At 66.3% G+C, this 20,010-nt stretch carries 18 protein-coding genes; 6 read left to right on the top strand and 12 right to left on the bottom strand.

Features of this window, described 5'->3' with window-relative positions:
* The first annotated feature begins 239 nt into the window (after positions 1-239).
* Positions 240-743 carry a hypothetical protein gene (locus tag GUY37_RS03420; protein ID WP_166822213.1) on the top strand — a complete coding sequence of 168 codons (504 nt, stop codon included), beginning with the start codon at positions 240-242 and terminating at the stop codon, positions 741-743.
* 5 nt (positions 744-748) lie between these two features.
* Here the strand turns inward: GUY37_RS03420 and GUY37_RS03415 are convergent, their stop codons facing one another.
* Together GUY37_RS03415 and GUY37_RS03410 are read right to left on the bottom strand one after the other, a co-directional pair.
* Positions 749-1,204 (bottom strand): NUDIX hydrolase, encoded by a 456-nt coding sequence (locus GUY37_RS03415; RefSeq protein ID WP_166822210.1) that lies wholly within the window; start codon positions 1,202-1,204, stop codon positions 749-751.
* The gene (locus tag GUY37_RS03410; protein ID WP_166822207.1) at positions 1,201-1,821 is read right to left on the bottom strand and encodes a DNA-3-methyladenine glycosylase I; all 621 of its coding nucleotides are present in this window, start codon (positions 1,819-1,821) and stop codon (positions 1,201-1,203) included. Before GUY37_RS03410 ends, GUY37_RS03415 begins: the two co-directional genes overlap by 4 nt.
* Positions 1,822-1,938: 117 nt before the next feature.
* Between GUY37_RS03410 and GUY37_RS03405 the strand changes: the two genes are divergently transcribed.
* Positions 1,939-2,781: an aspartate dehydrogenase domain-containing protein gene (locus tag GUY37_RS03405; protein ID WP_166822204.1), complete on the top strand. Its 843-nt coding sequence runs from the start codon at positions 1,939-1,941 to the stop codon at positions 2,779-2,781.
* A gap of 148 nt (positions 2,782-2,929) precedes the next feature.
* On the opposite strand, the gene betT is transcribed toward GUY37_RS03405, so the two are convergent.
* From betT to aztB, 7 genes are all read right to left on the bottom strand, one after another.
* The gene (gene betT, locus GUY37_RS03400; RefSeq protein WP_166822201.1) at positions 2,930-5,011 is read right to left on the bottom strand and encodes a choline BCCT transporter BetT; all 2,082 of its coding nucleotides are present in this window, start codon (positions 5,009-5,011) and stop codon (positions 2,930-2,932) included.
* Positions 5,012-5,304: 293 nt separating this feature from the next.
* Positions 5,305-6,684: a short-chain fatty acid transporter gene (locus GUY37_RS03395; RefSeq protein ID WP_166822199.1), complete on the bottom strand. Its 1,380-nt coding sequence runs from the start codon at positions 6,682-6,684 to the stop codon at positions 5,305-5,307.
* Between the two features lie 195 nt (positions 6,685-6,879).
* Positions 6,880-8,262: an NAD-dependent succinate-semialdehyde dehydrogenase gene (locus GUY37_RS03390; protein ID WP_166822196.1), complete on the bottom strand. Its 1,383-nt coding sequence runs from the start codon at positions 8,260-8,262 to the stop codon at positions 6,880-6,882.
* A gap of 224 nt (positions 8,263-8,486) precedes the next feature.
* Entirely contained in the window at positions 8,487-9,734 is a 1,248-nt protein-coding gene (aztD, locus tag GUY37_RS03385; protein ID WP_166822193.1) for a zinc metallochaperone AztD, read from the bottom strand.
* Between the two features lie 49 nt (positions 9,735-9,783).
* The gene (gene aztC / locus GUY37_RS03380) at positions 9,784-10,755 is read right to left on the bottom strand and encodes a zinc ABC transporter substrate-binding protein AztC (protein ID WP_166822190.1); all 972 of its coding nucleotides are present in this window, start codon (positions 10,753-10,755) and stop codon (positions 9,784-9,786) included.
* On the bottom strand, positions 10,752-11,987 hold the full coding sequence (locus tag GUY37_RS03375) for a PQQ-binding-like beta-propeller repeat protein (RefSeq protein ID WP_166822187.1): 1,236 nt from the start codon (positions 11,985-11,987) through the stop codon (positions 10,752-10,754). Before GUY37_RS03375 ends, aztC begins: the two co-directional genes overlap by 4 nt.
* 28 nt (positions 11,988-12,015) lie before the next feature.
* Entirely contained in the window at positions 12,016-12,846 is an 831-nt protein-coding gene (gene aztB, locus GUY37_RS03370) for a zinc ABC transporter permease AztB (RefSeq protein ID WP_166822184.1), read from the bottom strand.
* A gap of 30 nt (positions 12,847-12,876) precedes the next feature.
* Here aztB and aztA point away from each other — a divergent pair, with 30 nt between their 5' ends.
* Positions 12,877-13,578, top strand: coding sequence for a zinc ABC transporter ATP-binding protein AztA (gene aztA, locus GUY37_RS03365; RefSeq protein WP_166822181.1), 702 nt, complete (start codon positions 12,877-12,879; stop codon positions 13,576-13,578).
* 4 nt (positions 13,579-13,582) lie between these two features.
* Complete coding sequence (locus GUY37_RS03360) at positions 13,583-13,936, top strand: nuclear transport factor 2 family protein (RefSeq protein ID WP_166822178.1); 354 nt, start codon at positions 13,583-13,585, stop codon at positions 13,934-13,936.
* A gap of 14 nt (positions 13,937-13,950) precedes the next feature.
* Here GUY37_RS03360 and GUY37_RS03355 read toward each other — a convergent pair whose 3' ends face one another.
* Positions 13,951-14,751 (bottom strand): DUF981 family protein, encoded by an 801-nt coding sequence (locus GUY37_RS03355; protein WP_166822175.1) that lies wholly within the window; start codon positions 14,749-14,751, stop codon positions 13,951-13,953.
* Positions 14,752-14,904: 153 nt separating this feature from the next.
* On the bottom strand, positions 14,905-15,825 hold the full coding sequence (locus tag GUY37_RS03350) for a 3-hydroxyacyl-CoA dehydrogenase NAD-binding domain-containing protein (protein ID WP_166822172.1): 921 nt from the start codon (positions 15,823-15,825) through the stop codon (positions 14,905-14,907).
* 108 nt (positions 15,826-15,933) lie between these two features.
* Between GUY37_RS03350 and GUY37_RS03345 the strand changes: the two genes are divergently transcribed.
* Complete coding sequence (locus GUY37_RS03345; RefSeq protein WP_166822170.1) at positions 15,934-16,797, top strand: hypothetical protein; 864 nt, start codon at positions 15,934-15,936, stop codon at positions 16,795-16,797.
* Positions 16,798-16,938: 141 nt separating this feature from the next.
* Positions 16,939-18,213, top strand: a complete 1,275-nt coding sequence (gene chrA, locus GUY37_RS03340; protein WP_166822167.1) for a chromate efflux transporter — start codon at positions 16,939-16,941, stop codon at positions 18,211-18,213.
* An 18-nt stretch (positions 18,214-18,231) separates the two neighbouring features.
* Here chrA and GUY37_RS03335 read toward each other — a convergent pair whose 3' ends face one another.
* Entirely contained in the window at positions 18,232-19,863 is a 1,632-nt protein-coding gene (locus GUY37_RS03335; RefSeq protein WP_166822164.1) for a long-chain-fatty-acid--CoA ligase, read from the bottom strand.
* Between the last annotated feature and the right edge of the window lie 147 nt (positions 19,864-20,010).

Genomic DNA, 20,010 nt, shown 5'->3' with positions numbered 1-20,010 from the left:
CGAAATTTCGCGGGCACGCCCCGTGAGTCGCGACAATTCCTTGTCGCCCGAGAACACCGAGCGGTAACTTTCCTGGATACGTTTCAGGTACTGGCCCGCATGGCTGCAACTAATCCATTCGGGCCATTGTCGACCACAATCCCTCTATTCCCTGATCGGAGAATTGCGATGTTTCTGCCGTGCACCGGCACAGCAACGAGTCCGCGTGCCACCAGCTTCGACATCGAAAGCAGGCCGCAGTGACGGCGACAGACGACGACCGGTCGATGACGAGCGGGCATCTCCGCAGCACCGACGACCTCACCGAGCGCATCCGCCGCACCAACATCATCTATGCCCGCTTCTACGGACCGCTGGTGGTGCTGGTCATCGCCGCATCGTTCTTCCCCTACTACTCCCCCGAACCGGACAGTTCGGTCACGTATGGAAACCTGTGGCAGGAAGTCCTCATCATCGGTCGCGGAGTCGATGTGTTCGCCCTCTTCGCACTGCTGCTCACCACCGGACTGCTGTGCCTGGCCGCGATGGGCAGAACGACGAGCGCCGTCCTGATTGCGATCCTCACCGGCTCGATCGTCATCGGATGCACTCTCCTGCAGGCGCCCGGCTATGTCAGCCCACCGGCGCTGACGATCTTCGGCATCGTCGACATCGCACTCAGCTTCCTCATCGCCGCGATCACCCTGGTGCACTCCCTGCACCTGTTCACCCTCGAGCTCGGATTCCAGCGCCGCACCGCGTGAGCTCGTCAGTCGGCGAAGCCACCCTCCGATCTCCCCGCGACACGCAGTGCGGGAATGACCTCGTTCCGAGTCAGCGGCGCGAACTGGCGGACGTCGGTGTCTGCGGGCAGCGGGTCGATGGGGAACCATCCGGCTTCGGCGATCTCGGCCAGATGCGCGATGCTCTCCTCATCGAGTTCCGCCGGCAGCCCGTCGTAGCAGAACACGTCACCGATGACCCGGTGTTCGGCCTCGTTCGCCGCCGCTGCCGAGAACGTGCCCAGCGCGTGCAGCCGGTGCCGGTCCAGATCGAGTCCGAGTTCCTCGGCGATCTCCCGGACTATGGTGTCCTCAGGCGTCTCCCCCGTTTCGGGTTTGCCGCCGGGCAGCATGAAGGAGGTGGTCCCGGTCTTACGGACCATGAGCAGCTCCGGGCGCAGCGGGTGGAGGAGGACGAGCGCAGAGACGCGGATATCGTTCATTCCGACCACACTCCGGAGGCGCCTCGGCGGTGGGAGTCGAGCAGGTGCGTATCGACCATGCCGATGGCCTCCATCAGCGCATACATCGTGGTGGGTCCGACGAAGCGGAATCCCCTCTTCTTCAGTGCCTTCGACAGTGCCACGGATTCCGGTCCCGTCGTCGGGATCTCGGCGACGGCGCGCGGTCGAGGTGTCTGCTCCGGCTGGAACGACCACAGGAACGCATCGAGTCCGCCGTCTTCACGCAGTTCGATCACGCGGGCGGCGTTGTTGATGCAGGCTCCGATCTTGCCGCGGTGACGGATGATCCCCGGATCGGTCAGCAGCGTGTCGACCTCGGCTTCACCGAAGCGGGCGACGGCATCGGGGTCGAATCCGGCGAAGACTTCGCGGAACCGGTCCCGCTTCTTCAGAATCGTCAGCCACGACAGTCCGGCCTGGAATCCTTCGAGGCTCATCCGCTCGAACAGTCCCGCTTCGTCGTGGATGGGCAGGCCCCATTCGCTGTCGTAGTAGTCCAGCAGCATCGCGTCGCCATAGGCCCACGGTGTGCGGGCCAGTCCGTCATCGCCGATGACGGCTGCGCCGGAGGGGCTCGCCTGTGTTTCGTCGTCCATTCTGCAACCGTATCGCGTCGGACTGACGCAGCTCGCAGGCCCCACCCTCTTGTCCTCCCCAGGCCACGGTCTCTCCGTTCTGAGTCCCATGTCAGTCACCTCCGATAGGGTGCGGCCATGACCTCAGTGCTCCTCCTCGGATTCGGCGCCATCGGCCGCCACGTCGCCCAGCTGCTCTCTCCCGAGCTCGGTTCCGGGACGCTCCGACTGACCGCCCTGGTCTCGGACCGGGCCAAGCATGCCGACCGTCCCGATCACGGCGCCGAGGTGGTCGACGTTCTCACTCCGCCGAGGCAGTTCTCCGATTTCGATGTCATCGTCGAATGCGCCGGGGTCCCTGCCGCCGCCCAGCTCGGCCCCGCCGCCATCGCGGCCGGCCGTCCTCTCGTCCTCACCAGTGTGGGAGCCCTGGCCGAGCCCGATGCCCGTGCGGGTCTGCTCGCCGGACCAGGCCGGCTGCACGTGACCAATGGGGCGATCGGCGGACTCGATGTGCTCGAGGCGGCGGCGCAGGCCGGTGGCCTCGAGACCGCCCGGATCACCACGTCGAAGGAGGCGACCGGGCTCATCCGACCATGGATGTCCGAGGCCGAAGCCGACCGGCTGCGTGCCCTTCGCCCCGAGGACGGCCCCGTGACCGTCTTCACGGGCAACCCCGCCGAGGCGATCGAGAAGTTCCCGGCCAACGTCAATATCGCCGTCGCTCTCGCCTGGGCCACTCGCGGGCTGTCCCACAGCAGCACCGATGCCCACCTGCTCGACGCATCCCTGGGACGAGTGCAGGTCGAGCTCCAGGCGGTGGCCGGTCAGACCCAGTCCGCCCACCGGATCCGGGCATCCGGGTCCGCAGGAGACTTCTCCTTCGACATCCGGTCGACTCCCAGCCCCGAGAACCCCGCCACCAGCGGACTCACGGCCCTGTCCGTCACCCGCACCCTGCGCAGCGTGATTGCGGGGTGATGATCTGCCGACATGATGCCCGGACGTCCGACCGCCTCGGCGCGGCAATGACAACGCCCGGGAACCTCGACCTTCCGATCGATGCTCCCGGGCGTCGGCTCCCGGCCGAGGGGCTCACCCGCGGCCGCGAACGAGTCCCTCAGCGGGTTCAGTCATCGCGGTGGATGATGTTCTCCTGCAGCTGGAGGAATTCGACGTGGCGTTCGTACTGGTCGAGCACGTCATCGATGATCTGCTCCTTCGAGAAGCCCATGATGTCGTAGCCCTGACCGGTGCCGCCGTCGAGGTAGACCTCCATCCGGTAGTAGTCCTCACCGGTTCCGCGCGGGACCATTCCACCGAACGACGGCACGCTGACCTTGTGCGGCCACACCTGGTAGCGGAAGGGGTACTCCCCTTCTCCGTCGACCTCGAACTGGAAGAGCTCGCCGTCGTCGACGAACACGCCTTCGGAATCGATGCGACCGCAGCGGGAGGAGATTCCGCGGCCTTCCATCTCTTCGGCCACCTCGTTGAGGGTGGGGATGAGGACCTTCTGCTCGAACTCCTCGGCTCGGGCCTGATTCGGGAAGGACAGCACCCGACCGAGCTGGCGCTGCCAGTTCTCGTGACCGGGCCCGCGGGAACGACGCGCCAGCGATCCGGGCAGGCTCGTATCGACGCTGTCGACACGGTTCGCTTCGACCCGCAGCGCCTTGTACAAGCCGATCATGACGAGGATGACGACGAAGGCGAAGGGCAGGCCCATGATCACCGTCGCGTTCTGCAGGGCGCCGATGCCCCCGACGAGCAGCATCGCCACCGTCAGGGCTCCGGTCGCCAGCGCCCAGAAGATGCGCAGACCGGCGCGCCCGTCCTCCTGCGGGTTGCGCAGGTTCGACGACAGGTTCGCCATCACCAGGGCCGCGGAGTCCGCCGTGGTGACGTAGAACAGCAGCGCGGTGAGCGTGGCCAGACCGGCGATGAAGGCGAACGCCGGGTAGCGCGAGAGCAGCTCGTAGAACCCGCCCTCGGGATTGAGGATCGTCTGCTCGCCGAATTCCTTGTCACCGCTGCGGATGATGTCGAGAGCGGAGTTTCCGTAGATCGAGATCCACATGAAGATGTAGATGAACGGGATCGTCAGGGTGCCCAGAACGAACTGGCGGATGGTGCGTCCGCGGGAGATGCGGGCGAGGAAGAGTCCGACGAACGAGGCGAATGCGATCCACCAGGCCCAGAAGAACAGGGTCCAGTCGGTCATCCATGTTCCGGTGTCTTCGAAGGCGAAGGTCTGTCCGGCCATGTTCGGGAACAGGCGGACGAAGTCGGTGACGTTGAGGACGAGGGCATTGAGCAGGAACTTCGTATTTCCGGCCACGAGCACCCACAGGCTCAGCGCAATGGCGAGGACGACGTTGAGGATCGACAGGAACTTGATTCCCTTGTCCACGCCCGAGACTGCCGACAGAGTGGCGACGCCGACGCCGACGACGACGATGCCGACCTGGGTGGCGGTGCCGATCGGGATCCCGAAGACCGTGTTGAGGCCGACGTTGACCATGACGACGCCGATGCCCAGCGAGGTGGCCACACCGAAGATCGTGCCCAGCAGTGCCGCGAAGTCGACGGTCTCACCGAGCGCCCCGTGGACGCGTTTGCCGAAGATCGGGGCCAGCGCCGAACGGATCGCCAGCGGCATGTTCATCCGGTAGGCGAAATAGGCAAGCGCCATGCCCATGAGTGCGTAGAGGCCCCAACCGCTCAGACCGTAGTGGAAGAGCGCCCACACAGTGGATTCGCGGGCCGCGGCGACTGTTTCGGGTTCGGTGCTCGGCGGGGTGAGGTACATCGTGACCGGTTCGGCCACGGCGAAGAACATGAGGTCGGTGCTGATGCCGGCAGCGAAGAGCATCGACGCCCAGGCGACGAGGCCGAATTCGGGCTTCGAGTGTTCGGGGCCGAGCTTCGTGTTTCCGTAGCGGGAGGCCGCCAGGTAGATGACGAAGACGAGGACGGCGAGGACGAGGAGGACGTAGAACCAGCCGAACCAATCGGAGGTCCAGCCGACGACGGCACCGAGGACTCCCTCGGCGTTGGCCGGTGAGATGAGAGCCCAAACGGTGATGGCGAGCGCCACCAGAGCTGCGGCGATGAACACCCGTCTGTTCACGGGCGGCAGCGACGGCTTCGCCTTGCCCTTCGCTTCTCCCTTCGGTTCACCCGGCGGGGTGTCGACTGATGCTGACATTGTTCTGCTCCTTATCCGGACGCTTCTGCGTCGTGGCATCGGACCCGGTCGAACAGCGTGCTCAACCGAGCATGATCAACGGCTGTTGCTGAATGAGATTCCGTCCTCGCCGAGTCCCCGCACCTGCGGGGAAGGCCAACAACGGAGGTTACCACATGGACACTTACGGTCACTTGCCCTGTTATGCCATTCGAATCTGCAGATCAGCGCCTCACCCTCGCCGAGGTGGGGCTTCACCGACCGTGTCCGCGCCGGTTCTGCCCCGCCCGCCTCGGTGGGAAATGCGTTGGGACTCAGAGGGAGACCAGGATCAGCGCGGCAGCCATCACCACCCCGGAGCCGAGGAATGTGATGACGGTGTAGCCGAGGATGTCGCGCATCTTCAGCCCGGCGATCGCGAGCACCGGCAGGGCCCAGAACGGCTGCAGCATGTTCGTCCACTGGTCGCCGTAGGACACTGCCATGATCGCGATCGTCGGATCGACGCCGAGCTGGTTGGCCGCATCGAGCATGATCGGGCCCTGCACGGCGAATTGGCCGCCGCCGGAGGGGACGAAGAAGTTCACGAGTCCGGCCGAGAGCAGGGCGAGGACGCCGAAGGTCGTGGTGTTCGAGATCGAGACGAAGGCGTCGGAGAACACGGCGATGAGTCCCGTCGAGGACATGATGCCGAGGATTCCGGCGTAGAGCGGGAACTGCAGGAGGATCTCGCCGACGTTCGACGCCGCCTCCTTCGTCAGGTGGATGAGCTCGAACGGGTTGCGCACGAGGAGGAGGATGAGGGCGAGGAACGACCAGTTGACGATGTCGAGGGTCAGTCCCCCGCCTTGGGCGAAGTGGATGACGAGGTAGGCCACGAGTGCGAGACCGACGACCAGCGTGAGCACACGTGAGGCGTCGATGCGGTCGGCGGGGGTGACGACCGCTTCATCGATCTGCGACCTCTTCTCCGAACTCACCGAGGCGGGGAGTTCGTAGACAGGGGCACCGGCCTTGGGCGCGACGAGGAAGAAGAGGAGACCGCAGACGACGATGACCCCGGCGATGGCGAGCAGGTTCCAACCGGCGAAGATCGTCTCGGACACGGGGATCGTCTGTCCCCCGAGGGATTCGGCGAGGAACGAGTCCGGAGTGGCCGCGGTCAGCGGGCCCGATCCCGAATAGCCCATATGCCAGACGACGAATCCGGAGTACCCGGCGGCGACGAGCAGCGGGAAGTGGACTCTGATTCGGCGTTCGCGTGACTGCACGGCGATCTCACGGGCGAGCAGAGCACCGACGACGAGGCCGAGACCCCAGGTGATGAGGCTGGCGAGTGCGGCGACGAGGAAGACGAAGACATAGGCGAAGGTGGCGTTGCCCGGGACACGGGCGAGCCGGGCCAACAGCTTCCGCACGGGTCCGGTGTTGGCGAGGATGTGGCCGAGCAGGAGGATCAGGCACATCTGCGTCATGAACTCGAGCAGACCGGCCAGCCCCTCACCCCAGCCGGTGAGGACGGCGGTGGGGCCGGCATCGGTGAAGATGAACGCGAGGACCGCGACGATGAGGGTGAGAACGATGGCGAAGGTCAGTGCCGAGGGAATCCACTGTTCGAGGAATCGGTTGACCGGCCGCATGATCCCTTTTGAGGCTGCGGCGTTGACTTGGGTCGACGGCTTCGGTGCCGACATGGGAAGACCTCCCGCTGAGAATCTGCTGTGTGTGGTCTCAGCATACAATCAGGGCGCTGTTCCTTGGAACGGAACAGCGCCCTGACGGAGATCAGAACCCGATCGTAATCAATTCGGACAGCCCTCTCCGGCCGGACAGTGTCCCACGACGGTCATTATCAGGCCGGACACTGTCCGTCGAGGAGTCCGGGCAGATCAGTGCTGCTTGTACACGAGCTGCTTGTTGACGAATTCGTCCATGGCCAGCGGTCCGAGCTCACGTCCCACGCCGGAGCGCTTGACTCCGCCGAAGGGCAGGAATTCGCGTGTGCCCTCGGGGGCGTTGAGGAAGACCATGCCCGAATCGATCTGGGCGCCGACGCGTTCGGCCCGTTCGATATCGCCGGAGAACACCGCGGCGCCGAGACCGAACGGGGTGTCATTGGCCAGCTCCACGGCCTCTTCCTCGCTGCCGACCCGGTAGACGATGACGGCGGGCCCGAAGAGCTCTTCGTAGTAGCCGCGCATTCCCTTCTTCACATCGGTGAGGACGACGGGCTCGACATAGGCGCCGCCCCCGTCGTAGCGCTTTCCACCGGCGTGCAGGGTCGCACCCTGGCTGACTGTGTCCTGGACCTGCTCGACGAAGCGCTCGGCCGCGGCCGTCGACGACAGCGGCGACAGGCGGGAGCCCTCCTCACCCGGGGTTGCGGGGGTGGACTTCTTGGCCTCCTCGGTGATGGAGGCGACGAAGTCGTCGTAGAGGTCGTCCATGACGATCATCCGCTTCGGCGAGTTGCAGGCCTGCCCGGTGTTGCCCATGCGGGTACGGAAGAAGGTCTTCGCCGAGGCCGTGACATCGGCGGAGTCGAGGAGGATGTAGGGGTCGGATCCGCCGAGTTCGAGGACGACCTTCTTGAGGTTCTTGCCCGCCTCGGCGGCGACGGCGGCACCGGCGCGCTCGGATCCGGTCAGTGACACCCCGTGGTTGCGCGGATCGGGCAGGATGATGTCGGCGACCTGCTCGTTGCTCGCGTAGATGTTGATGTAGGCGCCTTCGGGCAGGCCGGCTTCGATGAAGATCTCTTCCATGATCTGCGCCGAGCGCGGGCACTGCGGGGCGTGCTTGAGCAGGATCGTGTTGCCCAGGGCCAGATTCGGGGCGGCGAAGCGGGCGACCTGGTAGTAGGGGAAGTTCCACGGCATGATGCCCAGCAGCGATCCGACGGGCTTGCGGCGGATCATCGCGGTGGCGTCCTTGGGCCCGCGCAGGGGCTCATCGGCCATGAAGGCTTCGGCGTTGTCGGCGAAGTACTTGTAGATCATCGAGCTGAGCTGGACCTCGCCCTTGCCCTCGGGCACGGACTTGCCCATTTCGAGCTGGATGACCTCGGCGAGCTCCTCGGCGCGCTCGGCGTAGATCTCGGACACGCGGGTGAGGATGGCGGCGCGGTCGGCCACCGGGGTCCGGCCCCACTCGGTGAAGGCCGTGGCGGAGCGGTCGAGTGCGGCGAGGATCTCGGAATCGGTGTTGGTGGGGAACTCTTCGGCGACTTCGCCGGTCGCCGGGTTGGTCACACGGTACATGGTGGTGGTCATGACGGTCCTCATTTCACTTCGGGGCAGAACGTCGGTCACCTTCCAACCTATGGCCGATGCCCGGTCCCGGCAATCCATGTCTCACCTCCTGGGCGAGTTCTTGAGCATCTTGTCAGCCGGCGCCGAGGCGGTTGCCCCGGCGCCGCTGACAGCTCCGCGGATTCGTCGGCGGGTCGGGTCTGCCGGCCGTGCCGTCGGAGTCACTCACTCACGAACGTCGCACCTCACCCGGTGACACCGGTGATCTCGTCGGTGGCGTGCGGCAGTTCGGCGGTCTTCTCAACCTTCCCGGTATCAAGATCGACGATGTGGATCTCGGACTTCTCCGGTTCGGACACAAAGGCCTTCTCTCCCTGCACGAACAGGGTCGGTCGGGCCTGCTGCCAATCGACCGGCTCCTCCCATTCGTCGATGACGGGGTATTCCTCGTCCACGGTTCCGGACTTCGGGTCGATGACCCGCAGTGCCCCGTCCGTGCCGAGAACGAGGGCCTCACCGTCCGGACCGCGGCCCAGCGAGCGGAAGCTGTACGAGGCACCGAGGTCGACGAGCTTCATCGTGCCCGCCTCGGTGTCTGTGAGGCTGATGCGCTCAGGACGTTCGAGCTCGGCGTCCTCATCGACCTTGTAGTCGCCGAGAACGACCGGGGACTCGTCGCTGCCGGCCTGATTGCCGATGCGCCCGTAGTCGTCCTCCGCATCGACCTTGCTGAATTCGCCGTCCTTGTACAGCAGTATTCCGTCCTCGCAGCCGAGCGCGATGGCTTCGTCCTGGGCCGCCGCCTCGCCGTGAACGCCGGGGCAGTCCTCGCTGCGGGCGATCTCCTTGCCCTCGGCATCGACGACCTTCGCCCCGGAGCGCTCCTCCTCGGTGCCGATGGTGTGCAGAGTCGAGCCGTCTTCGAGCCTGACAGCGACACCGTGATGCGGTTCCTCCGCCTGAATCACCTGAGGTTCCGGTGCGCCTTCGGCGAAGGAGGAGGTGTCGAAGGTCTGGATCTTGCCGTCCCCATCGCCGAAGAGCACGGTCGTCCCGCCGTGCCGGACGACGTGCCCGGGAGTGTCGGTTTCGTAGACCGTGTCGGTCAGGGTCGGCGCCGCCGCGTAGCTGTGCGTGTGGTCGCCGTGCTCTTCGGTCCAGACCCCGGCGTCGAAGAGCCGGAACCCCTCGGCCACGGAGACCATGACGTGGCGGGAGTCGCCGACGGGGTTGACCCGATTGAAGCCTTCGAGCTTCGTATCGTCGATGACTTCGAGGGTCTGCGCGTCGAGCGTCATGATCCCACCGTCGTAGGTGGTCACCAGGCGCGGGGCGGGTGCGTCGAGTTCCTCGGCGTCCTCGGCTCCGGCCTGTTCGCCGCTGGGTTCGTCGTGACCGGCCGTTTCGCTTCCGCTCGTGCCGCAGGCGGACATCAGCAGGGTCGCGGCGAGGGCCGCGGATGCGGAGCCGATGATCGTGCGGTGTCGCCTCATCAGTGGTGTTCTCATTTCCTCTGTTCTCTCTTCTTCTCTGTGGTGGATCTCAGTCTTCGGGTGCCAGTCCCGCGGCGATGGCCTCGGCGTTGGCTTTCTGCATGTCGATGTAGGTGGCGGCGCCCCTGTCGGCCTCGGTCAGGGATTCCGAGTACAGGGGCACCACCTCGACCTCGGTATCGACCTCACCGGAGAGCGCCTCGGCGAGTTTCTGCGGTTGGGAGGAGTCGGCGAAGATCGTCGGCACACCTGCTTCCTCGACCGTTCTGGCGAGCTCCTCGAGGTCGGCTGCCGAGGGTGAGGCGAGCGTCGTGCCGCTGGGCAGGACCGCACCGATGACCTCGAAGTCGAAGCGCTCGGCGAAGTAGCCGAACACGTGGTGGTTGGTCACGAGCTTCCGCCGGTCGGCAGGAATCGCCTCGGCGATGTCCGCGATCTCGGCATCGAGGTCTTTCAGCTGGTCCCGGTAGGTGTCTGCGGAATCGGCGACCGCAGCGGCGACGTCACTTCCGACCTGTTCTGCCAGGGTGTCTTCGATGGCGTCGACGGCGGTGAGCATGCGTTCCGGGTCGGTCCAGAAGTGCGGATCCGCTTGGCCCGAGCTCTCCCCGCTGCGATAGTCGAGCGGATCGATGTGCTCCCCGACTTCGAGGACCTCGACGCCTTCGCTGCGGGCATTGTCGAGGTTCGCGTTCAGTCCCTCTTCGAGTCCGAGGCCGTTGGACACGATGAGATCCGCTGACTCCATCTGCCCGGCCTCCTTCGCCGAGATCCCGAAGGAGTGGGGATCGGCGTTGGGTTTCATCAGCACCGTGACGTCGGCGGATTCGCCGACGACATTGCGCACGACATCGCCGAGGATGTTCGTCGTCACGACGATGCGCGGGGTCTCCTGCCCGGTCGAGCAGGCCGTGACCGCGGCGGTGAGGCCGAGGGCGAGCGCCGCGGCGAACAGCGAAGTGAACGGTCGGGGCCTGCGCGGATCCCTCGGGCGTCCGCGCCTCGCGCCTCCCGTGCTCATCGGCCGGTGACCGCGAGCGCGGCCGGAGTTCCGCCGACGTCGAAGCTGCGCGCCTGGCGCAGCCCGTCGGCCTGGTCGAGTTCGAGGACGGTGCCGGAACTCGGGTCGCTGACATAGGCGCGCTCCCGGTCGACGACGACATCGGGACCGGACCCGCGCCCCTCGCTCTCCGTCTTCGGAACGTCGACGAGGTCTTCCTTCGTCTCGGTCTCTCCTGTCTCGGGATCGATCGCATAGGCCGTGCCGTCGGCATCGAGGGCGACCACGGCGGAGTCGTCGCCGGCCACGGAGGCGGCGACCACCTCGGCGCCGGTGTCGGCATACGTCCATTCACCGGACTTCGCATCGAACAGGCCGATTCCGTGGTCATCGAGAGGTGCGGCGGCGAGGTCGCGGCCGACCTCCACCGACCAGGCACGCGACCCGTCGGCCTCGTCGGGGTAGGGCACGAGCTTCGCGGAGAGATCGTCGTCGAACGTCATCAGCCCCTCGGCGCAGACGAAGGCGGGACCCTCTCTGGTGACTCCGGCGCCGTGGATCTCCGCGCAGTCCTCATCGACGGGCGCGGCTTTGCCTTTCTCGTCGTAGACCGCGAGTGAGGACGGCAGATCCTCCGACGATTCGCCGGGGACGGTGGAGATCAGGTGGTCTTCGTAGGGCACCGCGACACCGTGGTGGGGACCGGGCCTGATGGTGCCGAGCTGTTCGACGTTCCCGTCGCCGAGTCCGCCGCGGTCGAGGAGCTTCGCGCGTCCTTCTCCGTCGAAGAAGAGGGCGACGCCCGTGCCGGCCGAGACGACATGGGCGGGATCGGCGCCGGTGACCGCGTCGAGCGCTGTCGGTTCGGCGCGGTAGTAGTGCTTGTGGTCGCCGTGATCGACGGTCCAGACTCCCGTGTCGACGGGGGTCACGGTTCCGGCCTCCTGATCGGCGAGGTAGAGGTAGCGGGCGTCGGCTCCGGCAAGGGTGGTGTCCGCGGTTGCAGGCATCTCGAGCACGGTCTCCTCGCTGAGCAGGTCGAGGATCTGCACGGCACCCGATTCCGAGTCGCTGACGCTCAGGCGCAGCTGCGGTTCGCTCGCCTCCTCGGCGCCTTCGACGTAGCCGTGCGGCGTGGCGGAGTCGGTGTCGGACTCGGGCTCGGCCGCGTGCGGAGAGGCATTCTGACATCCGACGAGCAGTGCGGCGGCCGCGAGGATCGATGCGGCGGCGGGGAGTGGCAGGTTCTTCATAATGACTTTCTACTGATAGTCATTCTCATTACCAGCGAAATACTAGCGCATTGCGGAGTCGTTTCGCGACGAGGACGAGAAAGAAGGTCCCGACGGCGACGAGGGCGATCGTCGCCCCGGCCGAGGTCCCCGCATGCCAGCTGACCATCAGGCCCGCGAAGGTCGCGAAGGCACCGAGGGCCGCCGCGGCGACCATCATCGCCCCGACGCTCCTGAACAGCAGGAATGCCGTGGCCGGCGGTCCGATGAGGAGCCCGAAGACGAGCAGCGTGCCGACGACCTGGAACGACGCGACCACCGCGAGGGCCGTGAGGATGAGCAGCGCCGCATGCGCCCACCCTGGCCGCATGCCCAGTGTGGCGGCCTTGCGCTCATCGAAGGCCAGGGCGAGGAACGGCCGCCGCAGAAGGATGCAGGCGAGCACGCCGAAGCCGGTCGCGACGCCGAGGATGACGAGATCGGCCCAGCGGACGCCGAGCACGTCCCCGAACAGGAAGGCGGTGAGGTCGACGGCGAAGGACTGCGAATGGGAGATGATGACGACGCCGAATGCGAGCATGCCGACGAACAGCAGTCCGATGCTCACGTCCTGGGACAGCTTGGATTCGCGTGCGACCCAGGTGATGCCCGCGGCCATGAGCAGGGCGCTGATCGCCGCGCCGATCATCAGATGCCCACCGAGCAGGGCGGCGATCGCAACCCCGGGGAGCATGCCGTGGGACATCGCATCCCCGAAGAACGCGAGGCCGCGCAGCACCACCCAGGTGCCGATGCAGCCGCAGAGTACGGCCGCGAGCACGCCGGCGATGAGCGCGCGGAGGACGAAGGAGACGCCGAAGGGCTCGAGGAGGAATTCCATTCATGTGATGATAGTCATTATCATTATTGGATGGAGAAATCGCCGCCTGCTGTCGACGTCACGGGCCTGACCTGCCACTACGGCGGGCATCTCGCCGTCGATGCCATCGACCTGCACATTCCGGCCGGGGTGGTCACCGCACTCGTCGGCCACAACGGCTCGGGCAAGTCCACCGTGCTCATGGCCCTGGCCGGGCTGCTCCGCCCCAGCGCCGGAACGATCGCGGGCCGCCCTGCCGATATCGCCTTCGTCCCCCAGCACAGCAGCGCTCCCGACCATCTGCCGATCACCGTCAGGCAGACGGTCGAAATGGGCCGCTGGAGGACCACGGGCCCCTTCGGCCGCCTCAGCCGGAGGGATCGCCGGATCGTCGACGACTGTCTCGAACGACTGCACATCTCCGATCTTGCCGACCGTCGCCTCGGCGGCCTCTCGGGTGGCCAGCGGCAGCGTACGCTCGTCGCCCAAGGATTGGCCCAGGAGGCGTCCCTGCTTCTCCTCGACGAGCCGTTGGCCGGAGTCGATTCCCAGGCCGTCGCGCTCATCGGTCGAGCGATGGGCGCGGTGCGTTCCGAGGGGACGACGATCGTCCTGGCCACTCACGACGAGGCGCAGGCCGACTCCGCAGATCAGCTGGTCCGGCTACGCCAAGGATCAGTTGCCGAGGTGCGCACACGGGGCCGCGAAGGCGGCTCAGAGGCACTCACACAGCACAGACGACTGCTACGGTAAGCCCATGGCCAGTGTGACTGAACTCGTGAAGCGCTACTACACCACCGTCGATGCCGGAGATGCGGACGCCACCTCGGCGCTGTTCGCCGCCGACGCCAGCTATGATCGTCCCGGCTATCCGACGATGGACGGCCGGCAGATCACCGACTTCTACCACGGCGAGCGCGTCATCGAATCCGGTGCGCATTCGCTGCAGGAGATCCTCGTCGACGGCGACCGGGCCTCCAGCCGCGGCGTCTTCAGCGGTCGCCTCAAGGACGGTACGGAGACCTCGGTGGGCTTCGCCGACTTCTTCCTCTTCGACACCGAGGGCCTCATCGCCGAACGCACCACATACTTCTACCGGGCAGCCGTCTGAGCCCCGGCCGCTGGTCACATGGTGTTGACGATGAGTCCGATGTGCGTGTAGAAGTTCATCGCACCGAAGAGGACGAACACGATTCCGGTGATCGTCCAGACCACACCGGTCACGGAGACTGCGGCACCGCGGGCCGGTGAGTCGGCCGGGGTGCCCAGCACCTTGCGCACGGCGAAGGGGAACAGCACCGCTCCGAGGCCGACCAGAGCGAACAGCAGCGACATGAACGTGGCTTCGATGACCGGGTAGTCGGCGAAGGCACCAGAGATCGGCTCCTGTGCCGGAGCGGCGAAGAGTTGGTAGACGATTCCTGCGAGCGCGATGGCGAACAGTGCCAGACCGAGCCCGGCGATGAAGATCGACAGGGGCCGAACCGTGCTCGCCGCCCTGCCCAGCGGATCGACATCGGCCTCGAGGTCACTCCCGCGCTTCCACAGATACCAGGCGGCAGCGAGCATGAGCACGCCGAAAGCGAGGCTCGTCTCACCGAAGATGACGTTGTCAAAGGCGAATCCGCCCGCCGCCAGCGGCCAGGTCAGCGTCATGTGCAGGCCGGTCAGGGTGAGGATGAGTCCCAGTACGCCGAAGGTCAGTGCCCACCCGTCGGTGTTGAGCACATGTCTGCCGCTGCGCCATGTCGATCGTCCGCTGTCAGCGGTTCCAGCTGCTCCACCGGCAAGACGCAGCTCCCGGTAGAAGAGGACGACGGCGAGCAGTCCGGCCCCGACCGCCACCGACATGATCGTGTTGTAGGTGGGCATCGTGGCCCAATCGATCATTCCCGGCGATTCGACGCCGGTGAAGAAACTGCCCATAGTGTTCCCCTCCTGAGGTGATCACATCGCAGCCTCCGGAGCGGATTGCCCCGAAGCGCAGATGCTCTTGTCCTTGAGACAACACTGGGAGCCACCTCAAAGATTCCTTATTCAGGCTGGTGAGAATGTCTGTCCCGTCACCAAACAGATGATTCAGCGACCTTGGCCACGGGCTTCGAGGACCGCTCTTTGGATCCGGTCGCGGACCTCGGCGGATTGTGGGGTCGGCTGCGGACCATAGGCTTCTTCGACCTGTTCGAAGACTTCTTCCATGCCGGCGGGATCGGCGTCGACGGGCAGATCCTCGATGGCGGCGAAGGCCGGACCGATATGGTCCATGAATCCGCGGATCCCGGCTTCTCCCCCACCGAAGTGCATGCCTTCGAACTGGCCGACGGCCGACCACCGCAGACCCAGCGAATTCTTCATCACCGTGTCGAGGTCTGCAGCAGTGACGACTCCGTTCTGCACGAGCGAGATCGCCTCTCTCATCAGCGCATTCTGCAGCCGGTTGCCGACGAATCCACGGATCTCCCGCCCCAGCACCACCGGTTCGCGACCGCAGCTGCGATAGAACTCGACCGCGGCGTCCACGGACTCCTGCGAGGTCTGCGGGGAGGGCACGACTTCGACGAGCGGCATGAGATGCGGCGGGTTGAACGGGTGACCGACGATGACTCGGGATGCGGCCGACTCCGGCAGCGCGGGCGCAATCGATGAGGCTGGGATCGTCGATGATGACGTTGCGAACACGGCCTCTCGTGGAGCCGCCTCAGCGATCTGAGAGAACAGCACCGGCTTCGCTTGCGCGTCCTCGGGACCGGATTCCTGAACGAAGACGACGCCGGCCACGGCGGCCTCGACGGAATCGGCGGTCTCGACGGTGCCGATCTGTGAGGCCAACTCATTCCTGGCCGAGGCATCAGCGGTGACCTCGGCCTGCAGGCCGGCGACCACCTCGGCGAGGTCGGAACGCGGGTCGAAGACCCGCACGGTGTACCCGCTGCGGGCGAAGAGATAGGCGAACGATCGGCCGATGGTTCCGGCGCCGATGACGGCGACTGTTGAGCTCATGTGTCCAGGCTATACCCGCCCCGTCGGCTCAGGCGGCGGGGTTCGCCGTAGTCGAATCGTTGCCGTGCGCGCCCCGCCGAGGCCGGGATCAGGTGGCACAATGTCACCATGAGCGCGAACCCAGAACTGAGAACAGTGGCCTCGGAGATCCTCGCCCTGGCGGAGGACGAATACGCCGCTGCGGCAGAGACCGCCCGCATCGACGTGCGCGAGATCCACACCGCCGACGAGGCGGCGAAGGCGTCGATGTTGCTCGATGAGGTCTGGAACGTCGATGAGACCGGCGCGAATGTGTTCGAACCCAGCCTCATCATCGCCTTCGCCCACGCCGGCAACTATGTCTCCGCTGCGTACAGCGTCGACGAACCCGACGAGATGATCGGTGTCACCATCGGCTTCTTCGGTCAGCCGCTGGGCACGCTCATGCATTCGCATATCGCGGGAGTCCGCCACCAGGTCATCGGCCGCGGCGCCGGATCTGCGATGAAGCTGCACCAGCGCCTGTGGTGCCTCAACCTCGGGATCACCGAGATGACCTGGACCTTCGACCCCTTGGTCGCCCGGAATGCCTACTTCAACTTCCAGCGCCTGGGCGTCGGCATGGTCGAATACCTCGAGGACTTCTACGGGCAGATGCGCGACGGCGTGAACTCCGGCCAAGCCAGCGATCGGATGATGGTGTCTTGGCCGCTCGATCGTCCGGCACGGGCCTCGGTCGTCGATCCCGGATCGGCGTTTCCCTGCCTGCGCGCCGACGACGACGGGGAACCGCTGCTGAGCGAGGTGCCGAAGGAGACCGACTTCGTCTCGCTGGACTTCCCCTCCGATATCGAAGACCTGCGCGGCCAGGATGCCGAGCTCGCCAGCCGCTGGCGACTGGCACTGCGCACCTCGCTGACGGGCCTCGTCGGGGACGGCTGGGTCGTCGACACCTGCCTCAAGGGCGGCACATACCTCCTCCACCACCCCTGAGGCTCGGGCCCGATTCGCGGTCCGGCCGCCGCACCCACCCCGCCGGGTCCGTTCACCCGGCTCGTTCACCGAGTCCGTTCACCCGGCTCGTTCACCGGGTCTGTTCACCGCGGCGTCATCTGACCCGTGTTCACTGATGCGATGACCGTTGCACTCGCCCGCACCGCCGAGGTCGCCGGATCGTTCCTGCGCCTGGGACTGACCTCGTTCGGCGGCCCCGTCGCCCACCTCGGATATTTCCGCGAGACCTTCGTCGGCCGCCGCTCGTGGTTGGACGACCGCGAATATGCCGACCTCGTGGCCCTGTGCCAGATGCTGCCGGGCCCCGCGTCGAGTCAGGTCGGGATGGGTCTCGGTCTGCGCCGTGCAGGCCTGCCCGGGCTCGCGGCGGCGTGGGTGAGCTTCACCCTGCCGTCGGCGGTTCTGCTCACTCTCTTCGCACTCGGGCTCTCGGCCTTCGGCGACCTCGGCGATGCCGGATGGCTGCTCGGGCTCAAGGCCGCCGCGGTCGCCGTCGTCGCCGGGGCCGTGCAGTCGATGGCGCGAACGCTGACCCCGGACGCCCGGCGGGCGAGCATCGCCGCGGCCGCCCTCATCCTCATGCTCGTCGTCCCGGACTCGATCGTGCCGACGGCCCTCGTCCAGATCGCCGCGATCGTCCTCGGCGGCGTGCTCGGCCTGGTCTGGCTGAAACGGGACCACCGAGGTGCGAACGACCAGAAGCCCCTCGCCGAGGCGGCCGCCCCCACGACAGCGACCGCCGCGGTCGGGTCTCACGTTCCCGCCTCTCGGCTCGGCACACGAGGCGCGCGGCGGCTGGGCATCGGTGCCCTCATCGCCTTCGCCGCGCTCCTCTTCGGACTGCCCGCGCTCACCGCGACGACCGGGGACGCGACCGTCCGCCTCATCGACATCTTCTATCGGGCCGGAGCCCTGGTCTTCGGCGGCGGCCATGTCGTCCTGCCCCTGCTCGAGGCCGAACTCGTGCCCACCGGGCTGGTCGATCACGACACGTTCCTCGCCGGGTACGGAGCCGCTCAGGCCGTCCCCGGCCCCCTATTCACCTTCGCGGCGTTCCTCGGCGCGTCGATGACGACGGGACCCAGCGGCATCCTCGGTGCCGGCATCGCTCTGCTGGCGATCTTCCTTCCAGCCGGACTGCTGGTGATCGGGATCCTGCCGTTCTGGGAACGGCTGCGCGCCTGGGAACCGGCGACGGCGGCACTGACCGGAGTCAATGCCGCCGTCGTGGGGCTGTTGGGGGCCGCGCTCTATGACCCCGTGTTCGTCGAGGGGATCACCTCGCCTGCGACCCTGGCGCTGGCCGTCGCCGCCTTCGTCGCCGGGACCATGTGGAAGGTCCCCGCGTGGGCGACGGTGATCGGCGCCGGGCTGGCAGGCTGGCTGCTGCTGTGAAGCTGACGGCTCGGACGCTCAGGACTCTTCCCAGTCCTTGCGCAGCAGCTTCTTGTCGAGTTTGCCCACCGAGGTGCGCGGCATCTCCTCGACGACCCTGACCTCGTCGGGCATCTGCCACTTCGCAAAACGAGAACTCAGCGTCTCGACGATCGAGTCCCTGGTCACCTCGGCGCCGGGGTTGGCGACGACATAGGCGACGGGGCGCTCATCCCATTTCTCGTCGGGGACGCCGATGACGGCGGCCTCACTGACGTCGGAATTGTCGAGGATCGCGTTCTCCATGTCGATCGACGAGATCCACTCACCGCCGGACTTGATGACGTCCTTGAGACGGTCGGTGATCTTGAGGTACCCGTGCTCATCGATGGTGGCGACGTCACCCGAACGCCACCAGCCGTCGAGGAAGCGATCGGCGTTGTCGGGCAGCTGGAAGTACGACTCAGTGATCCAGGGCCCGCGCATGAGCAGCTCGCCCATCGCCTTCCCATCACGCGGCAGCTCATTGCCTTCGGGGTCGACGATCTTCATCTCGACACCGATGATCGGCAGACCCTGCGAGCGCTTGAGATCCCACTTCTCCTCATCATCGAGGTCGAGACCGGGACGGATCTTCCAGTTCGTCGACGCGAGCGGGGTGGTCTCGGTGGCACCGTAGCCGTGGATGACGTCGGCACCGGTGAGTTCCTTGAAGCCGCGCATCATCGACAGCGGCGGCTCCGAGGATCCGGACACCAGCCGGACGCCGGAGAGATCCGGAGCCTGCGGCATCTTCTTCATCATCTGCAGCATCGGTCCGAAGATGGCGGGCGCACCATTGGCCAGGGTGACCTTCTCCTCGACGAAGGCCTGAGCGATGGCGCCGAACTCCTCGGCGGCGAACTTGCCCGGCAGGACGAGTTTGGCGCCGGCGGCCACAGCGTTCTGCGGGAAGCCCCACGACAGAACATGGAACATCGGGGTGATGGGCATGACGCAGTCGTCGAAGCTCGCGTGCAGTGCGGCAAGACCGCCCATGGTGTGCAGGTAGATCGAGCGGTGCGAGTAGTACACGCCCTTGGGACGTCCGGTGGTGCCGGTGGTGTATCCGGCGTAGGCGGCGGTCTTCTCGTCGATGACGGGCCAGTCGAAGGTCTCGGACTTGTCGGCGATGAGATCTTCGTAGGACACGACGTTGTCCAGGCTCGTCTCGATCTCGGCGATCGGTCTCTCGGTCATGACGACCCAGCCCTTGACGTCGAGCTTCGGGGCCAGCGATTCGGCGACGGACAGAAGCGATTCGTCGACGAAGATCCAATCGGACTTCGAATGGCTGACGACGTAGGCGAGGTCTTCGGGAGCCAGGCGCAGGTTGAGCTGGAGCATGGTGGCGGCCACACCGGGGACAGCGAAGTAGAGCTCGAGGTGGCGGCGGGAGTTCCAGTCGAGGACGCCGACCATGGAGCCGGCGCCGACGCCGAGGTCGGCGAGACCCTGCGCGAGCTGAGCCATGCGTTTGAACTCGTCGGCGTAGTTCGACCGCCCCCAGGAACCGTCCGAACGGCGGTAGACGACCTCGACATCGCCGAAGACGGTGGCTGCATGGCGGATGAGGCTGGTGGTATTGAGCTGGTAGCTGTCGCCCAGGGTGGACGGGATTCCTGTCAGCATGAGACTCCTTCGTTCGTGCTCCGGTCCCGCCGCGACGCTGTGGCCGCGGCGGGGGAAGTGTCGTGATCGCCTGTTTCGTGGTGGGCGGTCGTCACCATCACATCAGCACCGACAGCGGCACGGATGCGGATGTGTCGATTCGTGGTC

The sequence above is a fragment of the Brevibacterium limosum genome (genome assembly GCF_011617705.1).
GTDB lineage: Bacteria > Actinomycetota > Actinomycetes > Actinomycetales > Brevibacteriaceae > Brevibacterium > Brevibacterium limosum.
Note: the sequence above shows the minus strand (reverse complement) of the source record. Positions and strands in the feature narration are given on the sequence as shown.

What these genes read in the sequence shown, in the direction of transcription:
- GUY37_RS03410 (WP_166822207.1), bottom strand. Translation starts at nt 1,821, where the DNA reads ATGGACGACGAAACACAGGCGAGCCCCTCCGGCGCAGCCGTCATCGGC.
- GUY37_RS03345 (WP_166822170.1), top strand. Translation starts at nt 15,934, where the DNA reads ATGAGCGCGAACCCAGAACTGAGAACAGTGGCCTCGGAGATCCTCGCC.
- aztB (WP_166822184.1), bottom strand. Translation starts at nt 12,846, where the DNA reads ATGGAATTCCTCCTCGAGCCCTTCGGCGTCTCCTTCGTCCTCCGCGCG.
- GUY37_RS03395 (WP_166822199.1), bottom strand. Translation starts at nt 6,684, where the DNA reads ATGTCGGCACCGAAGCCGTCGACCCAAGTCAACGCCGCAGCCTCAAAA.
- GUY37_RS03335 (WP_166822164.1), bottom strand. Translation starts at nt 19,863, where the DNA reads ATGCTGACAGGAATCCCGTCCACCCTGGGCGACAGCTACCAGCTCAAT.
- GUY37_RS03350 (WP_166822172.1), bottom strand. Translation starts at nt 15,825, where the DNA reads ATGAGCTCAACAGTCGCCGTCATCGGCGCCGGAACCATCGGCCGATCG.
- aztD (WP_166822193.1), bottom strand. Translation starts at nt 9,734, where the DNA reads ATGAGGCGACACCGCACGATCATCGGCTCCGCATCCGCGGCCCTCGCC.
- GUY37_RS03355 (WP_166822175.1), bottom strand. Translation starts at nt 14,751, where the DNA reads ATGGGCAGTTTCTTCACCGGCGTCGAATCGCCGGGAATGATCGATTGG.
- betT (WP_166822201.1), bottom strand. Translation starts at nt 5,011, where the DNA reads ATGTCAGCATCAGTCGACACCCCGCCGGGTGAACCGAAGGGAGAAGCG.
- GUY37_RS03360 (WP_166822178.1), top strand. Translation starts at nt 13,583, where the DNA reads ATGGCCAGTGTGACTGAACTCGTGAAGCGCTACTACACCACCGTCGAT.
- aztC (WP_166822190.1), bottom strand. Translation starts at nt 10,755, where the DNA reads ATGAGCACGGGAGGCGCGAGGCGCGGACGCCCGAGGGATCCGCGCAGG.
- GUY37_RS03405 (WP_166822204.1), top strand. Translation starts at nt 1,939, where the DNA reads ATGACCTCAGTGCTCCTCCTCGGATTCGGCGCCATCGGCCGCCACGTC.
- chrA (WP_166822167.1), top strand. Translation starts at nt 16,939, where the DNA reads ATGACCGTTGCACTCGCCCGCACCGCCGAGGTCGCCGGATCGTTCCTG.
- aztA (WP_166822181.1), top strand. Translation starts at nt 12,877, where the DNA reads ATGGAGAAATCGCCGCCTGCTGTCGACGTCACGGGCCTGACCTGCCAC.
- GUY37_RS03375 (WP_166822187.1), bottom strand. Translation starts at nt 11,987, where the DNA reads ATGAAGAACCTGCCACTCCCCGCCGCCGCATCGATCCTCGCGGCCGCC.
- GUY37_RS03390 (WP_166822196.1), bottom strand. Translation starts at nt 8,262, where the DNA reads ATGACCACCACCATGTACCGTGTGACCAACCCGGCGACCGGCGAAGTC.
- GUY37_RS03415 (WP_166822210.1), bottom strand. Translation starts at nt 1,204, where the DNA reads ATGAACGATATCCGCGTCTCTGCGCTCGTCCTCCTCCACCCGCTGCGC.